The sequence below is a fragment of the Vibrio mangrovi genome (assembly GCF_024346955.1).
GTDB lineage: Bacteria > Pseudomonadota > Gammaproteobacteria > Enterobacterales > Vibrionaceae > Vibrio > Vibrio mangrovi.
Genome location: NZ_AP024883.1, coordinates 2,373,511 through 2,399,502 on the forward strand (window position 1 = coordinate 2,373,511; position 25,992 = coordinate 2,399,502).

General features: G+C 43.3%; 18 protein-coding genes. 1 reads left to right on the forward strand and 17 read right to left on the reverse strand.

Annotated elements, in window-relative coordinates:
• Positions 1-3: 3 nt before the first annotated feature.
• The 11 genes from OCU74_RS10615 to OCU74_RS10665 form a co-directional block, all read right to left on the reverse strand.
• On the reverse strand, positions 4-609 hold the full coding sequence (locus OCU74_RS10615) for an anthranilate synthase component II (RefSeq protein WP_087480115.1): 606 nt from the start codon (positions 607-609) through the stop codon (positions 4-6).
• Positions 590-2,014 carry an anthranilate synthase component I family protein gene (locus OCU74_RS10620; protein ID WP_087479700.1) on the reverse strand — a complete coding sequence of 475 codons (1,425 nt, stop codon included), beginning with the start codon at positions 2,012-2,014 and terminating at the stop codon, positions 590-592. Before OCU74_RS10620 ends, OCU74_RS10615 begins: the two co-directional genes overlap by 20 nt.
• Complete coding sequence (locus OCU74_RS10625) at positions 2,007-3,341, reverse strand: phenylacetate--CoA ligase family protein (protein WP_087479701.1); 1,335 nt, start codon at positions 3,339-3,341, stop codon at positions 2,007-2,009. The genes OCU74_RS10620 and OCU74_RS10625 overlap by 8 nt, the downstream gene beginning before the upstream one ends.
• Complete coding sequence (locus tag OCU74_RS10630) at positions 3,338-8,839, reverse strand: non-ribosomal peptide synthetase (protein ID WP_087479702.1); 5,502 nt, start codon at positions 8,837-8,839, stop codon at positions 3,338-3,340. The genes OCU74_RS10625 and OCU74_RS10630 overlap by 4 nt, the downstream gene beginning before the upstream one ends.
• 37 nt (positions 8,840-8,876) lie before the next feature.
• Complete coding sequence (locus OCU74_RS10635) at positions 8,877-9,974, reverse strand: DNA glycosylase AlkZ-like family protein (protein WP_087479703.1); 1,098 nt, start codon at positions 9,972-9,974, stop codon at positions 8,877-8,879.
• 23 nt (positions 9,975-9,997) lie between these two features.
• The gene (locus tag OCU74_RS10640; RefSeq protein WP_087479704.1) at positions 9,998-10,696 is read right to left on the reverse strand and encodes a flavodoxin family protein; all 699 of its coding nucleotides are present in this window, start codon (positions 10,694-10,696) and stop codon (positions 9,998-10,000) included.
• A gap of 101 nt (positions 10,697-10,797) precedes the next feature.
• A complete protein-coding gene (locus tag OCU74_RS10645) occupies positions 10,798-12,147 on the reverse strand; it encodes a serine hydroxymethyltransferase (RefSeq protein ID WP_087479705.1) in 1,350 nt (449 codons plus the stop codon).
• A 31-nt stretch (positions 12,148-12,178) separates the two neighbouring features.
• Positions 12,179-13,150, reverse strand: coding sequence for an acyl carrier protein (locus OCU74_RS10650; protein WP_087479706.1), 972 nt, complete (start codon positions 13,148-13,150; stop codon positions 12,179-12,181).
• Positions 13,143-14,168 (reverse strand): hypothetical protein, encoded by a 1,026-nt coding sequence (locus OCU74_RS10655; protein ID WP_143693111.1) that lies wholly within the window; start codon positions 14,166-14,168, stop codon positions 13,143-13,145. The genes OCU74_RS10650 and OCU74_RS10655 overlap by 8 nt, the downstream gene beginning before the upstream one ends.
• Positions 14,169-15,159: 991 nt before the next feature.
• Positions 15,160-18,252 (reverse strand): efflux RND transporter permease subunit, encoded by a 3,093-nt coding sequence (locus tag OCU74_RS10660; protein WP_087479708.1) that lies wholly within the window; start codon positions 18,250-18,252, stop codon positions 15,160-15,162.
• Position 18,253: 1 nt separating this feature from the next.
• Positions 18,254-19,387 (reverse strand): efflux RND transporter periplasmic adaptor subunit, encoded by a 1,134-nt coding sequence (locus tag OCU74_RS10665; RefSeq protein ID WP_087479709.1) that lies wholly within the window; start codon positions 19,385-19,387, stop codon positions 18,254-18,256.
• A gap of 327 nt (positions 19,388-19,714) precedes the next feature.
• On the opposite strand from OCU74_RS10665, the gene soxR reads away from it, so the two are divergent.
• Positions 19,715-20,176, forward strand: a complete 462-nt coding sequence (soxR, locus tag OCU74_RS10670) for a redox-sensitive transcriptional activator SoxR (protein WP_087479711.1) — start codon at positions 19,715-19,717, stop codon at positions 20,174-20,176.
• Between the two features lie 99 nt (positions 20,177-20,275).
• On the opposite strand, the gene recR is transcribed toward soxR, so the two are convergent.
• The 6 genes from recR to OCU74_RS10700 all read right to left on the reverse strand — a co-directional run bounded on the left by recR (position 20,276) and on the right by OCU74_RS10700 (position 25,728).
• Positions 20,276-20,878 (reverse strand): recombination mediator RecR, encoded by a 603-nt coding sequence (gene recR, locus OCU74_RS10675; RefSeq protein WP_087479712.1) that lies wholly within the window; start codon positions 20,876-20,878, stop codon positions 20,276-20,278.
• 14 nt (positions 20,879-20,892) lie between these two features.
• The gene (locus tag OCU74_RS10680; RefSeq protein ID WP_087479713.1) at positions 20,893-21,222 is read right to left on the reverse strand and encodes a YbaB/EbfC family nucleoid-associated protein; all 330 of its coding nucleotides are present in this window, start codon (positions 21,220-21,222) and stop codon (positions 20,893-20,895) included.
• Between the two features lie 87 nt (positions 21,223-21,309).
• Positions 21,310-23,376: a DNA polymerase III subunit gamma/tau gene (dnaX, locus tag OCU74_RS10685; protein ID WP_087479714.1), complete on the reverse strand. Its 2,067-nt coding sequence runs from the start codon at positions 23,374-23,376 to the stop codon at positions 21,310-21,312.
• Positions 23,377-23,479: 103 nt separating this feature from the next.
• Positions 23,480-24,025, reverse strand: a complete 546-nt coding sequence (gene apt / locus OCU74_RS10690; RefSeq protein WP_087480116.1) for an adenine phosphoribosyltransferase — start codon at positions 24,023-24,025, stop codon at positions 23,480-23,482.
• Positions 24,026-24,197: 172 nt separating this feature from the next.
• Positions 24,198-24,596: a YbaN family protein gene (locus OCU74_RS10695; RefSeq protein ID WP_087479715.1), complete on the reverse strand. Its 399-nt coding sequence runs from the start codon at positions 24,594-24,596 to the stop codon at positions 24,198-24,200.
• Positions 24,597-24,606: 10 nt separating this feature from the next.
• On the reverse strand, positions 24,607-25,728 hold the full coding sequence (locus OCU74_RS10700; protein WP_087479716.1) for a response regulator: 1,122 nt from the start codon (positions 25,726-25,728) through the stop codon (positions 24,607-24,609).
• Between the last annotated feature and the right edge of the window lie 264 nt (positions 25,729-25,992).

Sequence of the window (25,992 nt, forward strand, 5' to 3'; positions counted from 1 at the left end):
CACTCAGTATGAACTGAGTAATTTAGGGTTTTTAAACATTGATACTAACTTAAGGGAATTTTGGATAATCTTAAGCCCATCCTCTGTTCCAATACTTTCTGGATGAAACTGTACACCTTCAATAGGCCTATCGCGGTGTCTCAGTGCCATGACGTTATTTTCGGTAGTATCATAGGCACTCATGTAAATTTCATTACTACGATCACTACATTGTAATACAAGTGAATGATACCTAACGACTCTCATAGGATTAGGCAATCCAGAAAATACGCCCTTCCCATCATGACTAATATTTGAAAACTTTCCATGCTGTACTGTTGGAGCATGCGTTAGCTGCCATCCAAAATACTCACCAATGGCCTGATGGCCAAGACAAACTCCAAATACAGGTTGGGAACTATCTATATTCTTAAGTAAATTAAAATATCCATGCTCTTGTGGTGTTCCAGGACCTGGGCCTAATACTAGTAGATCAGGTTGCCATTCTCGATACCGGGTCAAAGGATCTTCATTCACTCTAACGACCTGAGTTTCTACACCCAGAGCACTGTAATAATGTTCAATTACATATACAAAACTATCAAAAGCATCAACTAGTAGAACTTTCATATTCAACATCCAAAGCTCTTGCAAAAGAGCGAATTTTGTCACCCGTCTCATTCCATTCTGATAATGCATCAGAGTCTGATACTATTCCTGCTGCAGATTGAAGGACATACCTGCCAGGAGCACCAACGATTGTTCTTATCGTTAGTGCTAACACACCACTCTGTTCCCCGGTAATGTAGCCTACACAACCGGAGAACAATCCTCTGGCGTCACCTTCTAATTCAGCAATGATTTCCATTGCTCGTAATTTAGGAGCTCCCGTCATGGTCCCTGCAGGAAAGTTTGAAGTAATGAGATCCCACATGTTACAAGATTCTTTAAAAGGCGTTTCGATAGTGGACACTAAATGAAGTAGATGCCCAAAGTCTTCAACCTCCATGAATGATTTTACGGAAACCCCACCCTGTTCCGCATGACGAGCCAAATCATTTCTTGCCAGATCCACCAGCATGATATGTTCAGATTGTTCTTTCGGGTCGGAAAGCAATTGATGGGCAGAGTTTTGTTGCTTACGAATAGTACCAGCAATCGGTCTTACCTGACACACTCCCCCACTAACCCTGATCATGAGCTCCGGACTTGCAGAGATAATAGATACATTACCCAGATCTATGTAACTCATATAAGGAGAAGGGTTGATACGACACAGACGCTCATACAGTCTTCGTGGTGACAGTTCAGAAGTAGATATGGCCTTCCTACAGAGCTGAACCTGATAGATATCACCATCAACTATATATTGCTTCGCCTTGTCAACAGCATCGCAAAACATTTCTTTACAAGTTGTATCTTTGAGGTTTCCCACATTACCATCAAAGTCCATGACTGCGTTATTAGATGTAGCCTCCTGAGTCAATATCTTCACTATTGATTCAACACCATCCTGAGCAGATTGATATGGATTGTTCAGGGATTCAATTTTCACCTCTTCGCTGTTTGCTTCATAGGTGATGGCGTACCGATAAACTCTAAACACAATTTCTGGTTCATTCTCGGCAATTTTAATGTTTGGTATATGTTCCAAAAATCGAGTTGCACTATAGGCTAGTACCACCGCAGTGGGAAACCCCTCAGGGATTCCCAAAAATTTACGTAATTGCTTGAGTCTCTCAATAAGAGATTCTGTCGAATTTTCAATAAAATCTCTTATAGCTACGGTATGCTTCTCATATTGTCCACTAGCATCAATACACCATTGCCCATTTATCAAACTAATCTCTAATAGAGAATCGATCATAAACTTTGTACTTTCACCATCCACCTTCTCAAAACAGCTGCCCGTTTCGAACAGAGCGGGTTTCGGAAAAAATTCCAGCAAGGATTCCCTCACATGCTCTTTTGGGAGAGGGTTAGGCACAACAATGTCGCTTGTCTTCCAGGCAACAATAGGGAAATCACTATCCATTGACTTTCCCCCTCAGGTCTCGGATACGCGCATGTTTCCATGACACATAAGCACCAGTTTCAGTCTGAGGGTCTAACTCATCAACAATCGATAAGTTGATATCAATCCCCAAGTCATTCTGTATTTGATTTTTTATGCTGTCGTAATCGTAATGATTTCCCGACATAACAAGAGAGATATTAGCCCAGTCTTTACCAGCATCTGATGCTCTAAGTTCGATGTGATAATTTAAAATGCCCTCCATTGATCCAAGTATCGTCGACTCGATAGCTATTGGCGGTAATATCCTCTGCCCCAATTCAATAATGTCAGCAACCCGACCAAGCACCTTCAAAACCCGGGATGGGTGCCCACAACCGCAGGAAGCTGCTGGCAAAATAGTGGCTAGATCCCCGGTTCGGTAGCGGATAAGCGGTTTAGCTCCGGGAACTAGCATCGTCAAGCAGAGTTCACCACATTCTTTAGGTAATCCATCCACCGGTATAATTTCAGCAACATAGTTCGTTTCAGATAAATGTAGATGACCATTTGGACATCCGGTTCCTATGGCATGGGCTTCCTGCGAACCGTACAGACCATGCGTACAGTTTGCGTTCCAGATGAAAGATATACTACGCAGCATTTCTTCAGAGCATAGTTCACCCAACACCAGTATTTGTTGCACCATACTTTCTCTTGGGCTGAACCCCATACTCAGATAAAGACGAGCAAGGGCAAGAGCGACTGCTGGAGAGCAAATAAGGACTTTTACCTGTAACGTACGTATTAGCTCTGAAGCTTTATCAAGTCCTACTCTTGGGCTTTCCGGCCATAAACGAACATAAGGTATACTTAATTTGCGACAAACTTCTCCATAGGTATCCCCAAAAGCGTATAGCTCTGAAGGTCCCATAATTGCAGTCATCGCATTTGTTGTCCCAAAGGTATCTTGATAGATTTTTTCCATCGCATGTTGAACATAAGCACCACTGGTTTCAATATCAATTGCAGCTCTGGGACAAGGAGTTGGTGCCCCAGTCGTCCCCGTCGTTTCATAATAAACCGCCACTTTATCAAAGGACATACTGCATACTTCTACACCAACTTTACGCAAATCTTCTTTTGTTGTGTATGGGACATTGTTTAAGGATTGGCAATCGCTTGCCCCTCCCATAGATTCAACCAAATGACTCTGATAAAAAATCGATTCTCTTTGTACATATCCCTTGATATTTTCAATAAGTTCATTTGCCTCAGCTCCGAGTTCATCCAAACTTGCTGAACCAACAAGGAATTTATTGATACGCTCATTCCATTGGCTATTTAATAGTTCTGTCGAATTATTCATGAGTTCACATTCTCCAAAACCTTCGCGATATCTGAAATAGATTCAGACATCAAAATTTTGTCTAGATCAATTTCAGTAGCAAAATCATTTTCTAACTGGATTTTGATCTTCATAGCACTGATTGAATCACCACCAATATCTAAGAAATTATCATCAGGCAATACAACTGGTGTACCAATATGTTCAGATACTGAACCGATAACTGCACGCATATAATTTTTCTTATTCGTAGACATACTTATCTCCCTGTCTTGTTTCATTAATTGGCGCAAGGCATGGATATCAACCTTGCTATTTTTGGAAAGAGGCAGCTCATCAACATGTTGTACAAAGCTAGGCACCATATAAGTTGGTAGATATTTTTGGATCTCTCCTCGGATAGATTCATCCTGTTCAGCTTCCCCTAAATATGCTAAAGCAATATTTTTAGGGCGCTGAGCCTTATCTAACAGCGCGAAAGCACATGCTCTTTCTACACCGGGACATCTCAGGGCTACATTTTCAATTTCACCTAATTCAACCCTTAATCCATTAATTTTTATTTGATTGTCGATACGACCAAGAATTTCTATTTCGCCGTCGGGTAAATAACGTCCTAGATCCCCAGTCCTATACATTCGCTTCTCAGTTCTAGGATGGATAACAAACGCTTTACTTGTGAGTTCAGTCTGACCAATATATCCCTTGGCAAGAGAAACATCGCTTTCAACCAGCATCTCTCCAGGGACCCAGTCAGGACAGTCCTGCCATCCACTAGATACAATATGGTATTTTGAGTTTCTCATAGGAGTCCCGTAGAGAACGGAACTAACAACGGTTCCTTCATGTTCGGTTATTTCATGAAGAATCGACCAGTTCGTAGTTTCAGTAGGCCCGCCACATGAATAGAGGGTTGACTGGGGATATAAGGCCCTTGCACGAGGTAACAAAGACAACGGAATCCAATCGCCAGCCATTACAATATTTCTCAACGAAGATATTGCAGCCTCACTACCTGACATTTCGTGGACGGTTACCAAAAGATCCATGATCGCCGGAACACACGCCCAAAAATTAACCTCAAACCGTCGTTGTAATGACAACCACTGATCAGGATCTGGGCCTGCAGCTGCATTCGGTACAACGACAGAACCACCATGAACTAATGGACCAAAGACATCAAAAACCGACATATCAAAATGCAGTGCCGCCGTTGCTAGATGTCGAGTACTATTATTCAGTTCAAACCGATCCACAACGTCTAGAATGTGGTTGACAACCGCATATTCAGGAATTTCAACACCTTTAGGCTCGCCAGTGGAACCTGATGTGAAGATAATATACGGAGAATAATCCTCTAGATTTCGTCGGCACTCCAGCACATTAGTCGATGCTGACCAAATGCGAGCATCGTTGACATCAATAGAGATACATTTGACATTATCCGGAACATCCATTCCTTTCAACGTAACAATGGTTTTTACATCAGCTTTACCAAAAATGTTTTTCATCCGTTCAATTGGCAAATCGGGATCTATAGGTACATAGCCGAGCCCCAGCAAGAGACAACTGTATACAGCCACATATTGATAAATACCTTTGGGCAGTATAATACCGACCATTTTCTCGCTATCTTCTACTACAGCATTAATATCAGCCCCTACATTTCTTGCAGCAATTCCTGCCTCCTCCCATGTATAGCTTTTATCTGGAGAAATTAGAGCGACTTGCTTTCCTCTCTGTTCAATCTGCTGTTCAAGCAATTCCTTCAAATGTACTGAAGGGACTAAACATTCTGTTGCATTTACAGCATCCCGAACCTGACATTGTTTGACTGGCCGTAAGTCAATATGAGATTCACTCCATATTGAAGTCGATGTGGCCATCCTTTCAAGCAATGAACAAAATGCGTCAAACATGTCCTGAATGACATCTTCCCTTATCACTCCTTTCAGATAGTCCCATTTAAAGTAGAGGACACCTTCCGATTCTCTTAACTGAACATCCAATGTAACCTGAGGGGTTTGAGAAACACCATAAACTTCCGGACCTAACTTGGCAGCATCATGTCGACCGGGATGTCCCAGTAAACTGGTTAAGACAATCGGCATTAAAGGGGTGCTACCACTTCTTTTTAATCGGGCTAATTCACGAAGAACTTCGACCCCAGTAAACAAGCGATGATCGAGTGCATCCCAAATAGCACTTTGAAGTTTTTCACCACGTTCAGCCAAAGTATCATTTGTATCAGTCTCATACGGTACGAGTAGTGTATTTGTAAAATCACCGACAACATGATCAATATCCTCACTCACCGGCATCCGATCAGATACTGGGAAGTTCAGGGTGAAATGCTGTTCTTCGTTCCATTGACGAATCACTTCACATAGTGCCAAGCCAACAGCACCAGAAGGCGATATATTTATACTACGCGCATAAGACTGGAGAGAGTCCCATTGTTCCATACTGAGGCAACCATGGTGCCGGTCAAAATGGTAATTTGAAGAATTAGTTCCCTCCAGTGTCGGAAGCTTGGGTGCAGGAGGAAGGCTCTTAATTTTATCCTCCCAGTATTTTTTATCTTCTTGATAACGCTCACTTTTTATCACTTCGCGACGATAAGCTATATAGTCACAGAAAGTGGTCTGTAATTGAGGAAGATCATTCGACTTGTCTGAGTAAAAATCAATGAGATCCGGTATAACCACCTGGAATATAGACCAAGCATCAGCGATGAGCATATCAATATTAAAGTGAACACGATAATTTACATCATCAATTTTACTCACCAAGAAATTGAACAGAGGCCATGTACCCGTTCCAATTTCCTCATTTGAAAACTTCTCGCGAATAATATCGATCTCATTATGCCTTGAGTCTGTGGACAACATTGTGAGATCAACAAACTTCACAGCCAAACTTGGATCAATATCCTCTATGCGTCCAATTCTCTGCTGACCTTTAGCATCAATAGTCATACGCAACATAGGATGCCTGACAATAATTGACTCTACTGCCGCAGCAAACTCAGGATAACGAAGATCTTTCACCTCCCACTCAAAGTATCCCTGACAGCCAACCCCGCCATAAGAAAAATCGCCTCCTCGACCAACCCAAAGCGCTTGCTGGCTTTCATTTAAGTCAAATGGCTCATATTGTCCATTCTCCGGCAAATGCTGAAGCTTCGGTAATCTGGAGCGACTTGAATCAAAAGTCAGATCGATCAGATTACGAAGTGTTGGCGCCCCAAGGAAATGCTTCATCTCAATATGAAAGTCATGATCACATGAAAGTTCACCTATCATTCTCATGGCTTTTAGGGAATCACCCCCAACATCAAAGAAGCTACTAGTTTCGCTACTATTTTCTGAACGGGTCCACTTACTCCAATAACTAAAAACTGTCCTTTCAATATTATTTTGTGGTGTAAAGTACTTTCCATCATGTTCGGCTGGTAGTTGCTGCTCAACAACAATATCCGATAGACTTTTATAATCAACTTTCCCATTTGCACCCAAAGGTAACGTACAACTTACGAAGTTATTAGGCATCGCAGCGGGAGATAATGTATCTTTGATATGTTGTTTAACGACCTGAATTAAATCATTATTATTATTTTTAAGCTCGAGATAGAGAGTTAACGAAGAACCCAACTCATCCTGAGTGTATACAGCGGCAGCTTTAATCACACCTGAAATTTCAAGGGCAACAATCTCAATTTCAGTAAGATCTATTCGATAACCACGCACTTTTACTGTTCTGTCATTGCGTCCAAAAATTTCGATGGTTCCACACATAAGCATGCGTGCGCGATCTCCTGTTGAGTACTGGATTTCGGAGCTTCCATCAAGTAAGTTGGGTGTAAATACTTTGCTTGTTTGCTCTTGGTCTATGTAACCTTCCGAGAGCGTTTGTCCTGTTATAACCAGCTCCCCTACACAACCAGCGGGTAACTCAATACCGTTTCGATCAAGAACATACGCATTTGCCCCACAGACAGTGCGACCCACAGACGGTAGGTTTGTCACTTTAACATCCGTCAGTTGTTCTATTGCGACAACAGCAGCTTCTGCTGAACCATAAACATTAAGGACCTGATAGTTTATATGTTCTGGGGGCCAACGTTTACAACGTTCCCCGGCAATTATCATGGAATTCAGACTCACTGCATCATTGTTCTCCCACAACGCTTCTGCCATCGAAGTCATCAACAATGTATGATGGATCTGCTGTGATAAAAACCAACTTGCCAGTTGTTTAGGGTCAGATAATGTTTCATTTGAAGGAATAAAAACCGTTCCTCCCACTGTAAGAACGGGTAAAGGATCTACTTCTACCATGCCATAACCAGGTGAAGATAACCACGAACCATGCACCCCTGTATCAATGCCTGTGGCATCAATAATAGCGTCAATTGTTGTCATCATTCCTTTGTAAGACAATCGGACCGATTTGGGACGTCCCGTGCTGCCCGATGTTCCTGCAATAAAACAATCTTTATTGGTCGTATCACTCCATGTAAAAATCTTATAATCCGTACTTAATGCTGCTTCTAACGCAGCTTCTTCGAAGTCAATAGTGATGAATTTTTCTAATATATCTATTCGAGAGCCCGTACTCCCTGCAAAAATCACAGCATCAGGTTGACTGTCATCAAGCAAACTCTTAACTCTTGAGTCTGGATTACTAGGGTCAATAAGAACGCATGTACCACCTAATCTTTGAATTGCGACAATAGAAGTTAGATGCTGCCAGCCCCGTTCCATGAATAGTGCAATCCGAGGATGAGCATATTGTGTAATCATGCTGCCAAACAGATACTGGGCTACACTTGACGAAATATCCCACAGTTCTTGATAAGTGAGTGCTCTATAAGAATTATCATCTTGTATAGCCAATAACTTAGAATTAGCTTTTACCTGTTCGTTCAATCTTTCTACAAATGAAACTCTTTTATCATCTTCGATAGGGAAATGAACCGGTAATAACTCAGCAGGCACAGTTGCAAGTGGGTTGCTAACTCGTTCAATGGCAAATTGAGTAAGAGCTACCATGTTCGGATAAGATGCTTCAGAATAGCGTCCTTTTGATAATGAAATGTGGTACCCTGTGGATCTTTTCATTATCCATAATGCACTATCACTGCAATATGTAATAATACTGTCTGTAATTTCAATATCAGATTTAGTGATTCTGTCTTCTGGCTGATTATCTATATCTACCCAAACAGATCTGGCCAGATCGATTGACGTATATGAATTATCTATAGATAAACTATCGATATGGAGCACTCGTCTCTGTCCCATAACCGTCACACCAATAATAACCACTCCATCGTGGCTAACAAGTGCACCCAATTCTATGGCTACTGCTAGTAGTGTCTCGTCACCTAATGGCATTGTTTCAGGAAAAACAAGGGGGTGTTCTACTCGCTCCGGCGATAAGCTAATTTCCTTATCCTCAAAAGCTTCCCATAATCCCCCAGTGTTTTTGATGCTACTATCTAATTCCATCTTCATCGTAGATTCCATTTAGTAGGAGTACTTCAAAATTAATTTAGCTAACAGGGGCATCTGAAAGATATATAACATCTATCCTTTTCGCCCACTCTTTAGCTGCTTGTTCTATAATATCCAGCTCATTTGTAATACTGTCGCCAGATTTGTCTATCCACATATAACGCTTTGATTTAACGACTTTGATCTGCCAACATGCAACGGCTCTCGAACCAAGAAAAATAACTGGACGACCATTACCAGAAGAGTCATAAGCTCCAATTTGCTGTAAATTAAGGCAAGTACGAACTAACGAATCGGGTGCATAACCCATTAACAAGGGATCCCACGCAGGTAAAAACCTTACTTCACGACTCTCTGTCCCGTTTTCTTTTTCTAAACAGCAAAATTGCTCAATCTTACTTTTGGTCATCCAAATACCCGAATCAACCTCAATAGCATTGATAGAAGGTAATAAAGAAGCGATTTCTTGTTTTTTAAATCCTGTCCACCAAGCAATATCATTGGTTGTGACAGGACCGTAGTGATCAATGTAACGGCTGATTATGGATATTTTCACCGTATCCATATCAGAATTATCGTGACCAAAGCTTGTTGGTGCAGGCGCATATTTCCATTGATTCGACCATGGGCTTGTTGACGGAATACGCACCATATCCCCCATATAAGTAGCTACATTGATCAATGCTCTGGCTTCTGCAGGTTGTATGCTTAAACTTATTGCAACATCCTTTGGTTTAACAGCCTTCTCTTTAGCTAACAATAAAATCTTCGGGAATAACCGCTGATAATCTCCCATAGTTAAACCAACATCAGTTAATCGCCACTCATGACTTTCCGGGGATGATTTAGTCGCATAAAATAATTGATTTGCCAGTTTTAACGGCGCAATAAATTTAGAACGCCTCATAGCCGGGACCCTTGCTAATCCACACTCCTCTTCAGAAGCAATAGCCGTATTCATGTCCAGATTACTATTTCGAGATAATATTGCCAACCAACTAGTAGGGCGGTTTGCATATACGCCTAAATAAGCTTCCGACATTTCAGAGATAGAAGAATTATCAAATATTTCAAAATGATTTTTCTCAAGCCATCTACACAGATTTTTCGAAAACATATTAATTAATTGCGCCATTAAATTTCACCATTAAAAATAAATTAACTTACATTTTTATACATATCTTGTTTTTCAGGGACAGAATACCCTCCATCTTCATTCTTACGATGTCTTTCTCCGGGTTCTGCTACCTCTAATGGTTTCTTACCAGTTAACTCTTCATATTCTCGGAGTAGATTAGCCATATCAACCATCCGATCTAGCATCCGACGCAGCATTTCCATACCTTCAGAGTCCCCAAGAACTTCCCCCTTTTTATCACCAACTAACATTGTGGGAAATCCATATCCAGTGACAATCATCCGGTTCAACAAAGCACACTGAAGCATATGGTTATATACTTCCACATGACCCATTCTACGTCCGGTAACCATGACACCTGCGACTTTGTTTGTCAGTGTCCGGTTATGGCGTAAAAATCCTGTCCCGACTCGTTCCAGAAATGCTGACATTAAAGGAGTTGATGAAAATCCATGAACCGGACTGGCATAAATCACACCATCGCTTTGTTCCATTAAAGCAACGGCTTTTGGTGCATCATCGCCATTATCACAAGGTTCATTTTTAAAATTACACTGTCCACACTTACACGTTTCAATTCTATGTTCAGCTAAGGAAAAAATATCCAAATCAACACCTTTGTCATAAAGATATTCTTTTGCCCACTCTAAAGCCTGAGCATTATTACCATCAATCCTTGGTGAACCATTTATAGCTAAAAACTTAAATCTTTTTTTCATCGTATTATCTCTTATTTAAATAAAATAAATTTATGCACAGCAAATACAGATATATTATCTGTGAGCACTAAATATGATTTAATTTGATATCAGAACTTTAATTAATACTGGTATTCAGCAATAGGATATTCTTCACATAAACGATAAGATTCAGCAGTAAATTTATCGACTAATTGTTTATCTAGTTTGTAGGCTTTTTCACCATCCGGCTCAACAGAATCTAAAATATTACAGATCAATCCAACAACAGCTTCACATCCTTTTGCGTCAAAATGCCTCTGTGATAGAGAGCCAGTGCCTATTCTTAATCCACTCGTAACAAAAGATGATCGTGTTTCACCAGGTACTCGGTTCTTGTTGACTAAAATTGAACATTCTTCAAGTGCTGATTCAGCAATAGCTCCCGTCATATTACCAGAAAGGCGAATCAGTACTGTGTGGTTTTCTGAAATTTGTCCAACAACTTCATAACCCCGGCTATCAAAAGCCTTAGCAATAATATCTGCATTACTTCTAATACGGTGAATATGCTCTTTAAACGCAGGAGTCATTGCATATCCAAACGCAACTGCTTTAGCTGCAATAATATTGACCGCTGGCGCACCTTGCATTTTCGGAAAAACAGCTGCATCTAAAGTTTGCGCAAATGTTTTTTCTGTTCCGGGAACGATTCTCTCAGCATCACGTCCAGATAAGATCAATCCGCCACGTGGACCCGACAATTGCTTATGAGTACAAGTCGTGGTTATATGGGCATAGTTAATCGGCGATGGATGCAAACCAACAGCAACCAGACCTGCAATATGAGATATGTCAGCCATAAGAATTGCATCAACAGAATCAGCAATTTCTCTAAACTTTGCAAAATCAACAGTTCTTGAGTAAGCAGTCGCACCACAAACAATCATTTTAGGTCTGTACTCAAGAGCAAGAGATCTCACTTCCTCATAATCAATAAGTCCATCGGTTGTAGTGCCGTACCCAATTGCCTTGTAGTTTAAGCCGGAAAACGTGACGGGACTGCCATGAGTCAAGTGTCCACCATTATCTAGAGCCATACCAAGTAATGTATCTCCGGGCTTTAGAAAAGCGGAATAAACTTGGTAATTCGCACTTGATGCCGAATGAGATTGAACACTAGCATACTCAGCATCGAAAAGGTTTCGAGCCCTTTCTATTGCAAGAGCTTCAACTAAATCAACATTTTCACATCCCGCATGATAACGTTTACCAGGAAAACCTTCAGCAGTTACATTTACCAATGAAGACGCTGCTGCCACAAGTGATTCCGTATTGACAGCACAACAGGAAGCAACCAAAGACAAAGTTTGACTTTGTCGCCGAACTTCAGCATCCAGAATTTTTGCAATTTCTGGATCTCGTAGCTTGAGGTTGCTAATACCTTTCGTCAGTAGATCTTCAAAATTATCAATTTTACTTAGAGGTTTCATGATATAATCCTTTTATTAATACTTTATTTTTTTAATGAAAAAATCTCAAAACCATTGAGGTCAGCTCATCACTATGTGTACGCAAGAAGTAATGCCCGCCATCATCAATAATCTGACAGTCTTTCACATCTAATAATGTCTTCCATACATCGAAACATGCTGCCATATCGCTTGTAGCAGGATCCTTCCCACCGAGAATAACCATCGCAGGGAGATCACTCGTATCAAGTTGACGTAGTAGTCGATATGATTCACAGGACAAAATATGATCTCTCCGTCCTCTAGCCAGCATCGCTTCAGATTCTTTTTCGCTTAATCCCTCAAAACCTCCCAAGAAACGCAGATAGCTTCCCCACTCACTTTCACTAGTTCGCTCAGCTTCACTCAACTTCTCATCCGGATCTAAAACGGGATTAGCCGCAGCAGCAATGAGTATCACATTCTTCCGCATAGTATTTAGTTGGGCAGCCAAGCAACTAGCAAGCGCCGCACCAGCACAATGACCATAAATAATAATCTTCTCGGCTTGGAGCTCATTTATTTTATCGGCTAATTCTCTTACTAATTCTTCACAGTCATTCACATTCTCAACATGTGAATCCCCAAAATCTAAGCCATAAACAGATACTGAATTATTATCTAAGAATAAGTGTTTATAATTAGTTGGATCACCACCTCCATATGGAACTCCTACAAAAGCAATTTTCTCTGTTCGGCTGTTATCAGATAAACAAACGATCCTTGCTTGAAGAGTGCTATCATTGCCAAGAATAAACTGGGCAAATGTTCTCACAGTAGGATTCTCAAATAAGGTGACAATTGGCAGTTGCTTTCCATTGAGTTTTGAAATAACACGAATTGCATCAAAGGAATCACCTCCCAAATCAAAGAAATTGGTGTCAATATCAATGTCCTGTTGATCTAAAACCTCTTCAAAAACACTCTTTATTCGTGATATTTCAATATTCAAATTTTCATTACTCTGTTCAACGCCTTTACACATAATTACCTCTATCTGATAAGTAACTGCCTAATTTATTTAATGAGTTCTTAGCTTTCAATGTATCGCGAAAACATCCTTCTAATAGCACTTCAACTACACCTTTAGAGATGCTTTTAATCTCAATACCCACTGGAAACAGCCAGCTCCCTTTCTTAGATGGCTCAAGAGATCTACTTGTAGCACCATTAATAAACAATTCCGAACCGCGACATGAATTTAGAAGCTTCTTATATACTTCATTCACTTTCTCGAGTTTCTCTAAACTTGTATCTTCATGAAAGCTATCGCCACGAAGGAAAATAGGTACGAGCCCTGTTTGCATCCCTATAGTTTTTTCCCCATCACATCTCCAATTGTGTGACGAACAAATTACATTACCTTCCTCAATAATATCTTCTCCGTGTAACCAATTGATTATCGCCTCATACACTTGATGTTTTGAGGCCAAAATCTTAGGACTACTAATACAGCTTCTATTACAGGTATTATCCCATGAGAGAGGGCCTGTTTTACTAATTACAATAGGAGCAGAATCTGTAATATCACTTGCTAATAGTGATGTGTTTTTTGCATTTTTCTGCTGGTAGATATAGTTCCTGTAGGCTAATCTTTGATCTGATAATCGCTGAAAAACCTTGCTTTTAGATAAGTATGTCAGATCAATAATTGCACTTGAAATCTCATTTAGAGAATCTTCATCGGCAAGCGCATGGTTCACTGCAATATAGAATTGATATTTATCATTCTCACTATGAAACCGAATTGATATGAGGGTCTTCCCTTGTATCACATCATTTTGAACAATAGATAGATATTCTGTATTGGTCGTATCACCAATGCACTCTATCAAACTATTTTTTACTACAATTTCATTCCAAGAATTAAGGATTACCTCCTTAAGATCAGATTCTGTTATTTTCACATCACTAATAAAGAAAAAGTCTTTTGATACTTCAGTAAATAATCCTGATAGTAAATCTTTTGCCACAATGGAACGTGCTTCTACACTTAATTCCATATTTAGCAATTCCATACATAACTCGTTATCCGACAAATTCATTCCATGATACCCTATTTTTATTTGTATTATTTTGCACAGATTTATTTCGAATTGGGCAGTACTTATGGTCGCCAGATTGTAATCAAAACTTTAGCAATTAAAAGGCATTTTTATATTTATTAATAGATACGAGATCAATTACTAAGATTTGCCACCCTGTAAGATATAAATTTGATTATAGTTAATATTGTTATTTCAATTGACTGTCATATATGGATATGTATAGAATTTGATAATGTAATTAACTTATTAGTTAATAGTTAGTCTTATCAAAGACATGTTTTTTATATTTAACCTTTAATAAAATGTAACTATATTGAGACTAGCTATTTATAAATAACTGAATACCACATACATATATCAAATTTAAGTAATAAATATAGACACACAATATCAAATGCACTGTTCTCTATTTCAATAACCACCACACCATAATTAGTGAACTACATATATTTTCTATAGTATGATTTTTGTTTCATATTTTATTGTGACTTTATAGAACTCTCAAAAAAATAGCAGCTTCATTTAAACCCTTAAATTTTGTGTTAAAGATCAATATTTTTGTATTAATGATTCAAGATTTCCACAAAATAAACAGACATAAGTCACATATGGTTTATTTTATTTAGTACAACGAAAAGATGTCACAGATTAAATAAGATTTAGTATCAATAGAAATAGCATGCCCCAACACAAACCCAGCTGTCTTTAGTTAGGGTGAAGGAAAATGTTTCTCTTCTGTTCTAAATAAAGATATATGAACTCGGTTCTGCGGAAAAATACGACATTAACAGCCCAAGCCAGACTAGGGCTCGTCGAATTTCCTGTACACCTAGATATAACCCCAAACATTTGGATGAAAAAAGGATTTCAGCTAATCTCGGGCTATTAGCTGAAATCCAGGAACAATCCTTGAAATCACAACGGATCATCAAAAACATCTTTTTCATTAACCGTCCGTCGTCGACACCGATATAGCTTCTCCATGCACAGAATGCTGTTGTTCTTCAATTGACGGTTTTGGCCGGTGATCACCGGCAAGCAGACAGTAAATTGTCGGCAGCACAAACAGAGTGAAAAATGTTCCGACCAGCATTCCCATCACCACTACAATCCCAATGGAGAAACGGCTGGCAGCACCGGCTCCGGCGGCAAACAGCAATGGAACCAGCCCGGCGACCATTGCCGCAGTTGTCATCAGAACCGGACGCATCCGCACCACCGCGGCATGGCGAATCGCTTCCATTTTGCCGATATTTTCATCGTGCTGCATTTCATTGGCGAAAGAAACCATCAGGATGCCGTGCTTGGAAATTAAACCAATCAGTGTTACCAACCCGATCTGGGTATAGATATTGAGGGTGGTAAAGCCAAGATAAATCGGCACTAAAGCACCACAGACCGCCAGAGGCACCGTCACCAGAATCACCAGCGGATCGCGGAAGCTCTCAAACTGAGCAGACAGTACTAAGAAAATAACAATAAGTGCGAAAGCAAACGAGACGGTCAGCCGGTTCCCTTCATGCACAAACTGACGACTGTTCGACAGCCAGTCAACGGTAGTTCCCTGTGGCAGTGGCTGTTTTTGCAGAAATTCAACCGCCTGTCCCATGGTAACTCCAGGCATCAGCACTCCGGACAGCGTCGCTGAGTTCATCTGGTTAAACTGCGGTAATTTATTGGGCTGTGGCCGGATTTCAACCTTCACAACCGTCGACAGCGGAACCAGTTTTCCTGTGGTCGTTTTGACATAAAACTGTCCCAGATTGTCCGGTGTCAACCGCTGATTCTGAGGAACCTGAGTAATCACATCGTAGGAGCGATCAAACCAGTTAAACCGGTTCACGTAATTTTCCCCGACCAGAACGGCCAGCGTGTCCGCGATCTCTGCCATCGTCACACCCATTTCTCCGGCTTTGGCCCGGTCAATGCTGATATGTGCTTCGGCACTATCAAATGCCAGATCACTGTCGACAAATGCAAACAGACCACTGCCCCACGCTGCGCCTTTCAATGCCATCAGAGTCTGATAGATTGAAGAGAATTCATCCGTGGAACGAATCACCATCTGGACCGGCAAACCACCGGTTGCTGCCGGTAACGGACTATCCTGAAACAAAGATGTGTAAACACCGGTCACACCTGCGGTACGTCCGGCCAGATCAGCCTGAATCTGATCTGCCGACCGTTCACGCTCCGACCACTCTTTCAGCAGAATCCCACCGAACCCAATATTGGCATTGTCACCACCAACGGCAAAAAAGCTGCCTTCGAACTCCGGCATCTGCGCAAAAAGATGATCAACCTGAGCACTGAATCTGGTGGTGTAATCCACATTGGCATACTGAGGTGCCTTGGTCTGAGCAAAGATATATCCCATGTCTTCTGCCGGAGCCAGTTCCCGCTGAGTTCCGGTGAACAACACCACGATAGCACCCAGAATGAATATTCCGGCGAAAAGCACCGCTGCACGCGCCGCCAGCGTTTTATCAAGCAACCGACCATATATACCGGTCAGCCCTTCCATATAGTGTTCTACTAACTTGGCGAGCTTTGCTTCCGCCAGTTTAGATTTGAGTAATTTCCCACTCATCATCGGCGACAGCGTTAATGCAATGACACCTGACACAATGACCGAACCGGCCAGTGTGAAGGCAAATTCTCTGAACAACGCCCCGGTCAGTCCGCCCATCAGGCCTATCGGTGCGTAAACTGCTGCCAGTGTAATCGTCATGGCAATCACCGGTCCGATAATTTCCCGGGCACCTTGCAGGGCAGCATGCATTGGCGTCGAACCTTCCTCGATATGCCGGTGAATATTTTCGACCACAACAATCGCATCGTCGACAACCAGACCAATCGCCAGCACCATCGCCAGCAGAGTCAGCAAATTCAGAGAAAAACCAAACGCAAGCATCAGTGCTGCCGTACCCAGCAGCGATAATGGTATTGTTACCACCGGAATGATCACCGCCCGGAATGTACCGAGGAACAGGAAAATCACCACAATGACAATCGCAATCGCCTCAACCAGCGTATGTTCCACTTCATCAATCGAAGCATTGACGAAATGAGCCACATCAAAGCGGTTGATAATCTTGAGCCCCGGAGGAGCAACACGCTGAATGTCCGGCAGCAGATCATTGACGTTCTTAACAATATCCAGCGGATTACCGTCAGGTGTCGGAGAAATCGAAATAAATACTGCTTTCTGGCCTGAGGATATTGCTGCCGAATCGTAGTTTTGCCCACCCAGTTCAACGGTCGCCACATCTTCCAGCCGCACAACTCCGTTCTCTCCTCTTTTCAGAACCATCTGCCGGAATGCATCCACATCCCGCAGGTCTGTCGCCGCTGTAATATTGATTGCGGTGTCGGTTCCTTTAAGCTGGCCGGGAGAAGACTGAATGTTGTTGGCCCGTAAAGCTCCGGCAATATCACTGGCAGTCATACCACGCGCCGCAAGTTTGACCGGATCAACCCAAATTCGCATCGCAAAAGATGCACCCCCATTAATCTGTGCCGATGCAACACCAGGAACAGAGGTAATCAAAGGTTGAGCAACCCGGCTGGCAAAATCGACTATCTGTGGAACCTGAAGTGAGTCACTAATAAAGGCAACATACTGGATTGCTGATGCACCATCGGTAATTTTAGCAATCACCGGATCCGTTACGCCTTCAGGCAGACGATATTTTACCGCCTGTACTTTCGACAGAATTTCTGTCATCGACCGGTCAGCATTGGCATTCAGTACCAGCTTCGCTGCAATATGGCTTTTCCCCTGACTGGATGTTGAAGTAATGTATTCGATGCCATTGGCTGTTGAAATTTCCTTCGCAATCGGCGTGGTGACAAATCCCTGCATCATATCCTGTGTTGCACCCGGCAAAGCCGTATCTATGGTGATGGTCGCACTTTCCATTTTCGGATACTGCCGGATAGGCAGGTTATAAGTCGCACTGAGTCCGACCAGCAGAATCAGTAAACTCACCACAATCGACAAAATAGGACGACGAATAAACAAATCAGTAAAATGCATATTACATCTCCTCTGCGCCAGCGAGATGAGCCACTTGCAGTTCGGCTCCCGGCATCACCCGGTTCTGACCTTCCGTGACAACGATATCGCCTTGTTTCAGACCATCGGTAACAACCAGTTGATTGCCGACTCGCCGTCCCAGCCGGACACTGACAATCTCAGCTTTCCCCTGACTGGCAGCATCGTCTCCCCGAATAACCACTGCACTGTATCCCTGAGCAGAAGTCTGCACAGCAGTAGACGGAACCAGAATCGCATCCGGCTGCGGTGCCAGAGACAGTGATGCCGTGACATACATTCCCGGCCGCAAATCCCGGTCAGGGTTCGGTAAGGTCGCCTGAATAATAATGTTCCGTGTGTCCTGATCAATCTGTGGCTCAATAGCATTCACCTGAGCAGAAAAAATCCGGTCTGGATAAGCGTCGCTGTGCACCTGGACTTTTGCACCAATTTTCAAATCGCTCAAAACCTGCTGCGGCAATGTAAACTCCACATAAAGCGGATCGAGTGACGTCAAGGTTACGACCGCTTCTCCGGGATTAAGATACTGTCCCAGATTAATCTGACGAATCCCCAGTTCTCCGGAGAAAGGAGCCCGAATCTGTTTCTGTCTCAGACGCGCTTCAAGCTGTTTGATATTGGCTTCAGCCTGTTCGTGAGTCGATTCCCGCTGTTGGAGTAAATCTAGTGATTCGGCACCGGCCGGAACCAGATCTTTAGAGCGCAAATACTGATGTTTTGCAAATTTGGCTTTGGCAATGGCAGCCATCCGGTCTGCCTGCTCCGGGCCATCAAACAACTGAACTAACAGACTGCCGGTTTCGACCTGAGCTCCGGATTTAAAATTAATGGCAGAAACTCTCCCGGCAACTTCAGCCGACAAAGTCACTTCCTGCACAGCTGTCAGACTACCGACCGCATCCATCGTCACCGGCAGTTCCTGAGATTTCAATTCCATCGCCGTCACAGGAATTGCCTGTGGATGCCAGCCCTGAGCCTGAGCCTGATTCTGCTGCTTCCAGTAGAAAAGTCCGCCAAAAATAAGCATTAACACGATAGCTGTCATAAGGAGAGAAAAAATGGTACGGCCACGGGTTCGCTGTAATGAAGTTGGTTGTAAGTAATTCTTGCTCATAGCAGATCTCCTTCACTATCCATATTCAACCGCTTTATTTCCGGGGGTGAAGCTGCACTTTGTTCCGTCAGAAGTAGTGACAGGTTTCCACCATTCTGACAAAAGCGAAAATAGTCTCGCATGGAGGGTGCATTCCGAATCTGGCTGAGAAGAAAATCCGATCGGATGATCGATGAGGATACTGGGGTTACGGTAACGAGGCTAATACTGCGCATGTCGGCTCCTGAATCTATATTTATCATATCAGTGGTTCTGCACTTGTCATTGCAGGCCGACATCAATAATATGACCTCAAGTAAGGTTGAGGTCAACAGGTAAATTGCAGCAATGGATAAATCAGGAACACTCTCGGTCGGAGAGCTGGCGAAACGGAGTGGTGTCGCGGTTTCGGCATTACATTTTTATGAGGCAAAAGGGTTGATTAGTGCAACACGAACCCATGGTAATCAGCGTCGTTATGAACGAAGTGTGTTGCGGAGAATTGCAATCATCCGGATTGCCCAGCGGGCAGGTCTGTCTCTTGCAGAACTGAAACAATACTTTGACAAGGTGCCGGAAAAACATATTTCAGCAGCAGACTGGGGACATCTCGGTCAGGAATGGCATGATATGCTCAGTGAAAGGATCAACATGTTGTTGCAACTTCGGGATCAGATTGGTGAATGTATCGGGTGTGGTTGTCTGTCACTCAAAGACTGTCCTTTGCGTAACCCTGACGATGTGATGGGAAAAAAAGGTACCGGAGCACAACGGTTGATTCAGAAAGCTGAACAAGCTAAATCTGAATGAGAACCAGATAAACTATCTGAAGTTTATGGATTTCAAAGAGATGCGGGGCATTCGATTTCACGCTTCCGGTGAATCAATGACCCGCACGACAGACAGAGTTCAGGTGAGACGCTGACGCCCCATAATCGAGTGAGAGAGTGTCGTTCCGTCAACCAGTTCCAGCTCACCTCCGACAGGAACACCATGAGCAATGCGGCTGGCTGAAACATGATGAGCCTGACACAGATCTGCGATATAGTGCGCTGTCGCTTCGCCTTCGACTGTTGGGTTTGTCGCCAGAATCACTTCTGTCACACCACCCTGCTGCAACCGGAAATCCAGCAGATCCAGACCAATATCTGCCGGACCAATACCGTCGAGTGGTGACAGATGTCCCATCAGCACAAAGTAACGTCCGGAAAACTGCCCTGTCGCTTCAACCGCAGCAATATCTGCCGGGCTTTCAACCACACATAGCTGACCATTTTCCTGCCGTTTGGGATTTTTACAGATATGACAAACATCTTCTTCGGTAAATGTCCGGCACTCCTGACAATGACCAATTTCTGTCATTGCCTGACTCAAAGCATCGGCCAGCCGAAGTCCGCCCTGACGATCACGCTGCAGTAAATGAAAAGCCATGCGTTGTGCTGATTTCGGGCCAACTCCCGGCAGACAACGCAAGGCTTCCATCAGATGTTCCAGCATTTGACTGGTACGCATGAATTACGCAACCATTAAAATGGCATCTTCATACCAGGAGGAAGCTGCATTCCACCGGTAACTGACGACATCTTCTCTTTCTGAGTTTCTTCAACACGGCGGGCTGCATCATTAAAGGCAGCAGCAACCAAGTCTTCAATCATTTCTTTATCGTCTTCCATCAGACTTTCATCGATCTCGACACGACGGACGCTATGGCTGCCTGTCATCGTCACTTTCACCAGACCAGCACCGGCTTCACCAGTGACTTCCATATTTGCAATTTCTTCCTGAAGCTTCTGCATACGCTCTTGCATCTGCTGGGCTTGCTTCATCAGGTTACCCATCCCGCCTTTACCAAACATGTTTATCTCTCTGTTATTGATATATTACATATACAGTGGGGTTTTCCTGTCGGAAATTCAACCCCGCCTTGCGCCAAATAAAAGGTGTTAAACCGGACGGACACTGCTCTTATCTAACTGTGCCTGAAACCGTTGCTGAATAAACTGAACATTCGGATCAACACTCAGACTGGTGAACGCTTGTTCCAATTTTGCCTGATAACGAAGTTCCCGGCGTTCGAGTGGCGTAATACCATCATCACCAAGCCGGATATCCAGTTGGCAGGTCATCTCCAGAACCCGTTCCAGTGCTTCTTTCAAAATAGACTGCGCTTTATCGGTATTCAAATGAGCCTGTTGTGTCCGCAGCAACAACTGAACCGTATTCCCTTCCTGCCGATAGGCAGCATTCAGAGCCAGCTGTTCAATGAGTTTAGGCAAGTTCAACTGTGGTATGATTGCAGCCCATTCATCTTCCTGAATAACTTCTTCAGTCAGTCTGGCCGTCATTTCCGGTGTTTTTTCATGCTCCAGTGCCTGTTTCAGTTCCGCCGGAGTCACAGACAGATCTTCTGTTTCCTGAACTTCCATCATCGGACGCCACTGATAAGGCTCACTTGAAACAGCTTCATCATCCGACATGGATTCTATCGCTGACGGCATCAGAAGATCATCATTCCGCTTTTGCATTAACCGGTCAAAAACCGAGTCAGATTTTGATGATGCCGCTTCAGACTTTTTTGTCGGCGTACCTGACGACTGATTTGACTGACGCTGCGAACGAAGCTGATGCCTCAAACCGACCAGCGGTGGTGCCGTTGGTTTACTTTCGGGCTGAGGTTGCATCTCTGGTGCCGTATGGATGTCCTGATCTGATGCATCTGCCGGAGAATACGGTAATTCGTCAGAGAGCGGGACCGATGACAATGCAGCCTGATCATCCATTGCAGGAACAACTTGTTCATATTCCGGCGGAATCGATTCTGAAGCTGGTGTGACCATCGGTTCATCAGAATGGCTCACCACAGGCACTACGGCTGATGTTACAGCCTCCGGTACCTCAGTGCTGATAGCATGAATCGGGGAAACAGCCACCGGACGAAATGCCAGCATGCGAAGTAATACCATCTCCAGGCCGATTCTCGGTGTCGGTGAAAGCGGTAAATCTTCCCGTCCTTTCAATGCAATCTGATAAAACAGCTGCACATCTTCGGCACTGAGAACCTGAGCCAGTTGCTTGATTTTCTCGGCATCCGGCTGCATGTTATCCAGTGTCGATGGCAACATTTGATACATCGCTACCCGATGAAGCTGAGCTGCAAGTGATTGCAACAGCGCATCCCACGCGATGCCATTGGCGGCAATCTGCTCGACATAACCCATCACTGCCTGAGGCTGCTTGTGGCTTAAAGCCTGTAGCAGGTGAAGCGCCTGGTCGGTATCAATGGTACCCAACATGTGGGACACCAGATTCGCACTGACCTGCCCGTCACCCAAGGCGATAGCCTGGTCTGTCAGGCTCAACGCATCTCGCATACTGCCATCGGCAGCATGGGCAATCATGCCTAAAGCCCGGGTGTCGGCAGCAATTTTTTCTTCATTAAGAATGAAAGCTAGCTGCTGCTCAATATGGTCGAGCCCGATAGGTTTCAGATGAAACTGCAAACACCGGGACAGAATCGTCACAGGTAGTTTCTGGGGATCAGTCGTTGCCAGTAAAAATTTTACATATTCCGGCGGTTCTTCCAGCGTTTTCAGCAATGCATTGAAACTGTGCCGGGAAAGCATATGGACTTCGTCTATCAGATAGACCTTAAACCGCCCACGGGCAGGTTTATACTGAACATTGTCCAGTAACTCCCGCGTATCTTCAACTTTAGTCCGAGAAGCAGCATCAATTTCAAGCAAATCGACAAACCGGCCCTGTTCAATTTCCTGACAGGCAGCACATTCTCCGCAAGGATGCGCCGTAATTCCGGTTTCACAGTTAAGCCCTTTGGCAAATAACCGTCCGATTGTGGTTTTTCCAACCCCTCTTGTCCCACTAAAAAGATAGGCATGATGCAGTCGGTTCTGCGCCAAAGCATTTTCCAGAGCAGTCAGCACATGTGCCTGTCCGACAACCTCAGAAAACTGCGTTGGTCTCCACTTTCTTGCTAATGCTAGATAACTCATAGGTTATTCCGTTTATGCTTTACTGCCATTCGGCTTTTGGCTACCACTCGGATTTTAATTGTCACTTATCATTGAGTTTTCAGATGATAAATGCCTGTCAGGCTTAATGGCCGTCGAAATCACAGATACTATAAATGTCTAAGCCCAGAGCTTCCAGACGCTTGTCACCACCCAATTCAGGTAAGTTAATCACAAACGCAGCATGTTCAGCCTTACCACCCAACTGTCGAATTAACTTCGTCGTCGCTTCAATAGTGCCACCGGTTGCCAGCAGGTCATCAATAATCAGTACCTGATCATTGTCCTGAATTGCATCGATATGGATTTCCAGAGTATCCATACCATATTCCAGCTCATAAGTTTCGGCTACGGTCTCTCTTGGTAATTTACCGGGTTTGCGTACCGGTACAAAGCCGACACCCAGTTCAATTGCCAAAGGAGCACCGAACAGAAATCCCCGGGCTTCCGTACCAACAACTTTAGTGAATCCCATATCTTTATATCGCGCAACCAGCAATTGAATTGTCGCCCGGTATGCCTGTGCATCTTCCATCAGGCTGGTGATATCACGAAACAGAATGCCTGGTTTCGGATAATCGGGAATGCTTTTAATGCTGGATTTAATCAGTGAAATTGTGTCTGTAGTCATCATCTATGTCTATCGGTCTGGAGATCCGCGTCGAGTTCACAGTAAAGGAAATTCGTTCACAATAAAGGAAGCTCGGGCAGACTCCGTAAAAAAATAAGCATACCATCTCAGCATCGATGGTATCTAAAAAAACAAACGCCCACTCGAAGGGTGGGCACACTTCCCGCTAATGCTAGTGATTTTCTTCGGATTTCGCAACAGGGTCATAAACAGGAATACGTCGGAAAATGATGAATATCATGATGAAGAACAAAAGTAGTCCGATTTTTACTTTAAAGTAAGGCACCATCCAGATAGAAAAAGAGAATGTCACAATCATGGCAACAGAGCCACGTAGCCTAACCTGAGATGAGATAGCTCGCCGCTCCTGCCAGTTTTCAAGCAATGGTCCAAATACAGGATGAGCAATCAGCCAGCGATGTAACGACGGGTTACTTTTAATGAAACATGCACTAGCCAGCAGAACAAAGGGGGTTGTAGGAAGTAATGGCAGGAAAATACCGGCAATACCCAAACCTAAAGCCAGAATACCAGCTGTAGTAAACAACCAGACAACAATGCGGCTTTTCATATGAGCGATATCACTTTGCTTCTTTATCGGCCATTTCTTTTTTACTGATATTCAGTGTAAATGAACTGACACCAAGACGACTCACTGAAATTTCTGAGACTTCACCTATCGGCAGATCCTGTGTGATAAAGTTCTTTCTACAATTCTCACCCAGACTAATACCACCAGCAATATGCTGATTATTCTGTCCATTGGTCCAGAAACAATCCATACCTGCCGGCAGAATCGACAACGTCCCGTCACTGAGATTGGCAATCCCAATCATGGCAGAGATAGAACAGGCACAGTCAGTGCAGCTAATTCCTTTTTCCAGTATATCCGCAAGATCTTTCAAATCAGCATTCAGACACTTCAGACTACGCAAATAGTCATGGAACAGTGCCCGGAGCAGTAAGGTGGTTGCAATCCCATCACACAACTGAGAATCCGAGTCCACAACATAAAAGGCATACTGACCATTCATCAGCCATGCATAATCAAATACCAGCGGCATGGTATCTGCCGATTGCAGCAGACGGTAACTACAACGCCATGCTCCTTGTGAAGTATCATTTTCTGGCATGAGTGCATGCAACAGATCACGGGCAGCACTTGGGTTTTGTTGTAAATATTCCAGATGCCAGTACAGTTCCTGTTCTTCAGGGATTTCTCCACCACCTTCAACCTGAAACCACTGACTGGAGAAATCACGCTGATCCGACATATGGCTGTGTGTATCACTCAACGTATTGGCGATTGCTTCTCCCAGATTAGAGTAGTCACTGATCGGTTTGGATAAAAAGTCTTTAATGCCGTGTTTCAGAGCCCGGGCAACATCGGACATCTCGTCCGTTGCTGAAATGACAATCATTGGTAAGGAAGGATAAGCCAGACTGACTTCTTCAACGAACTCAAGACCGTTCAGAACCGGCATCGAAATATCACAGATGACTAGATCAGGACGCTTGTCCTTCAACTGTTTCAGGCCTTCTAAACCATCTTCAGCTTCATGAACAACACACCCTTGTGATGAGAGGTAACCACAGGTGATCCGACGAAATATCGGATCATCGTCTACAATGAGGATTGCCTTGCCACTTAACGTTGTTTGCCCAGAAAATTTCTCTGAGTCAGGAAATTCGGGTTTAAACATACTAACTGCCTCACAAAAGCAAAATGTGGAGAAAGTGAGTTTAAAAGCCTCGTCAGGTGCATCACCTTATGACGAATTTTGTTATTGATACTTATAATGGCTTCTATTAAAAATAGCCTCTTCGGGCGATTAGTACAAATATTCCACTTTCGTTTTGCATTCTACCCAGGCATCACAGTGCCCGGATTCAGAGTGTCTTCAGACCGCCAATTCAGGGAAGAGAACCGTAGGAATTGCATTCCATTTCAAGATTCCCGCCGAACA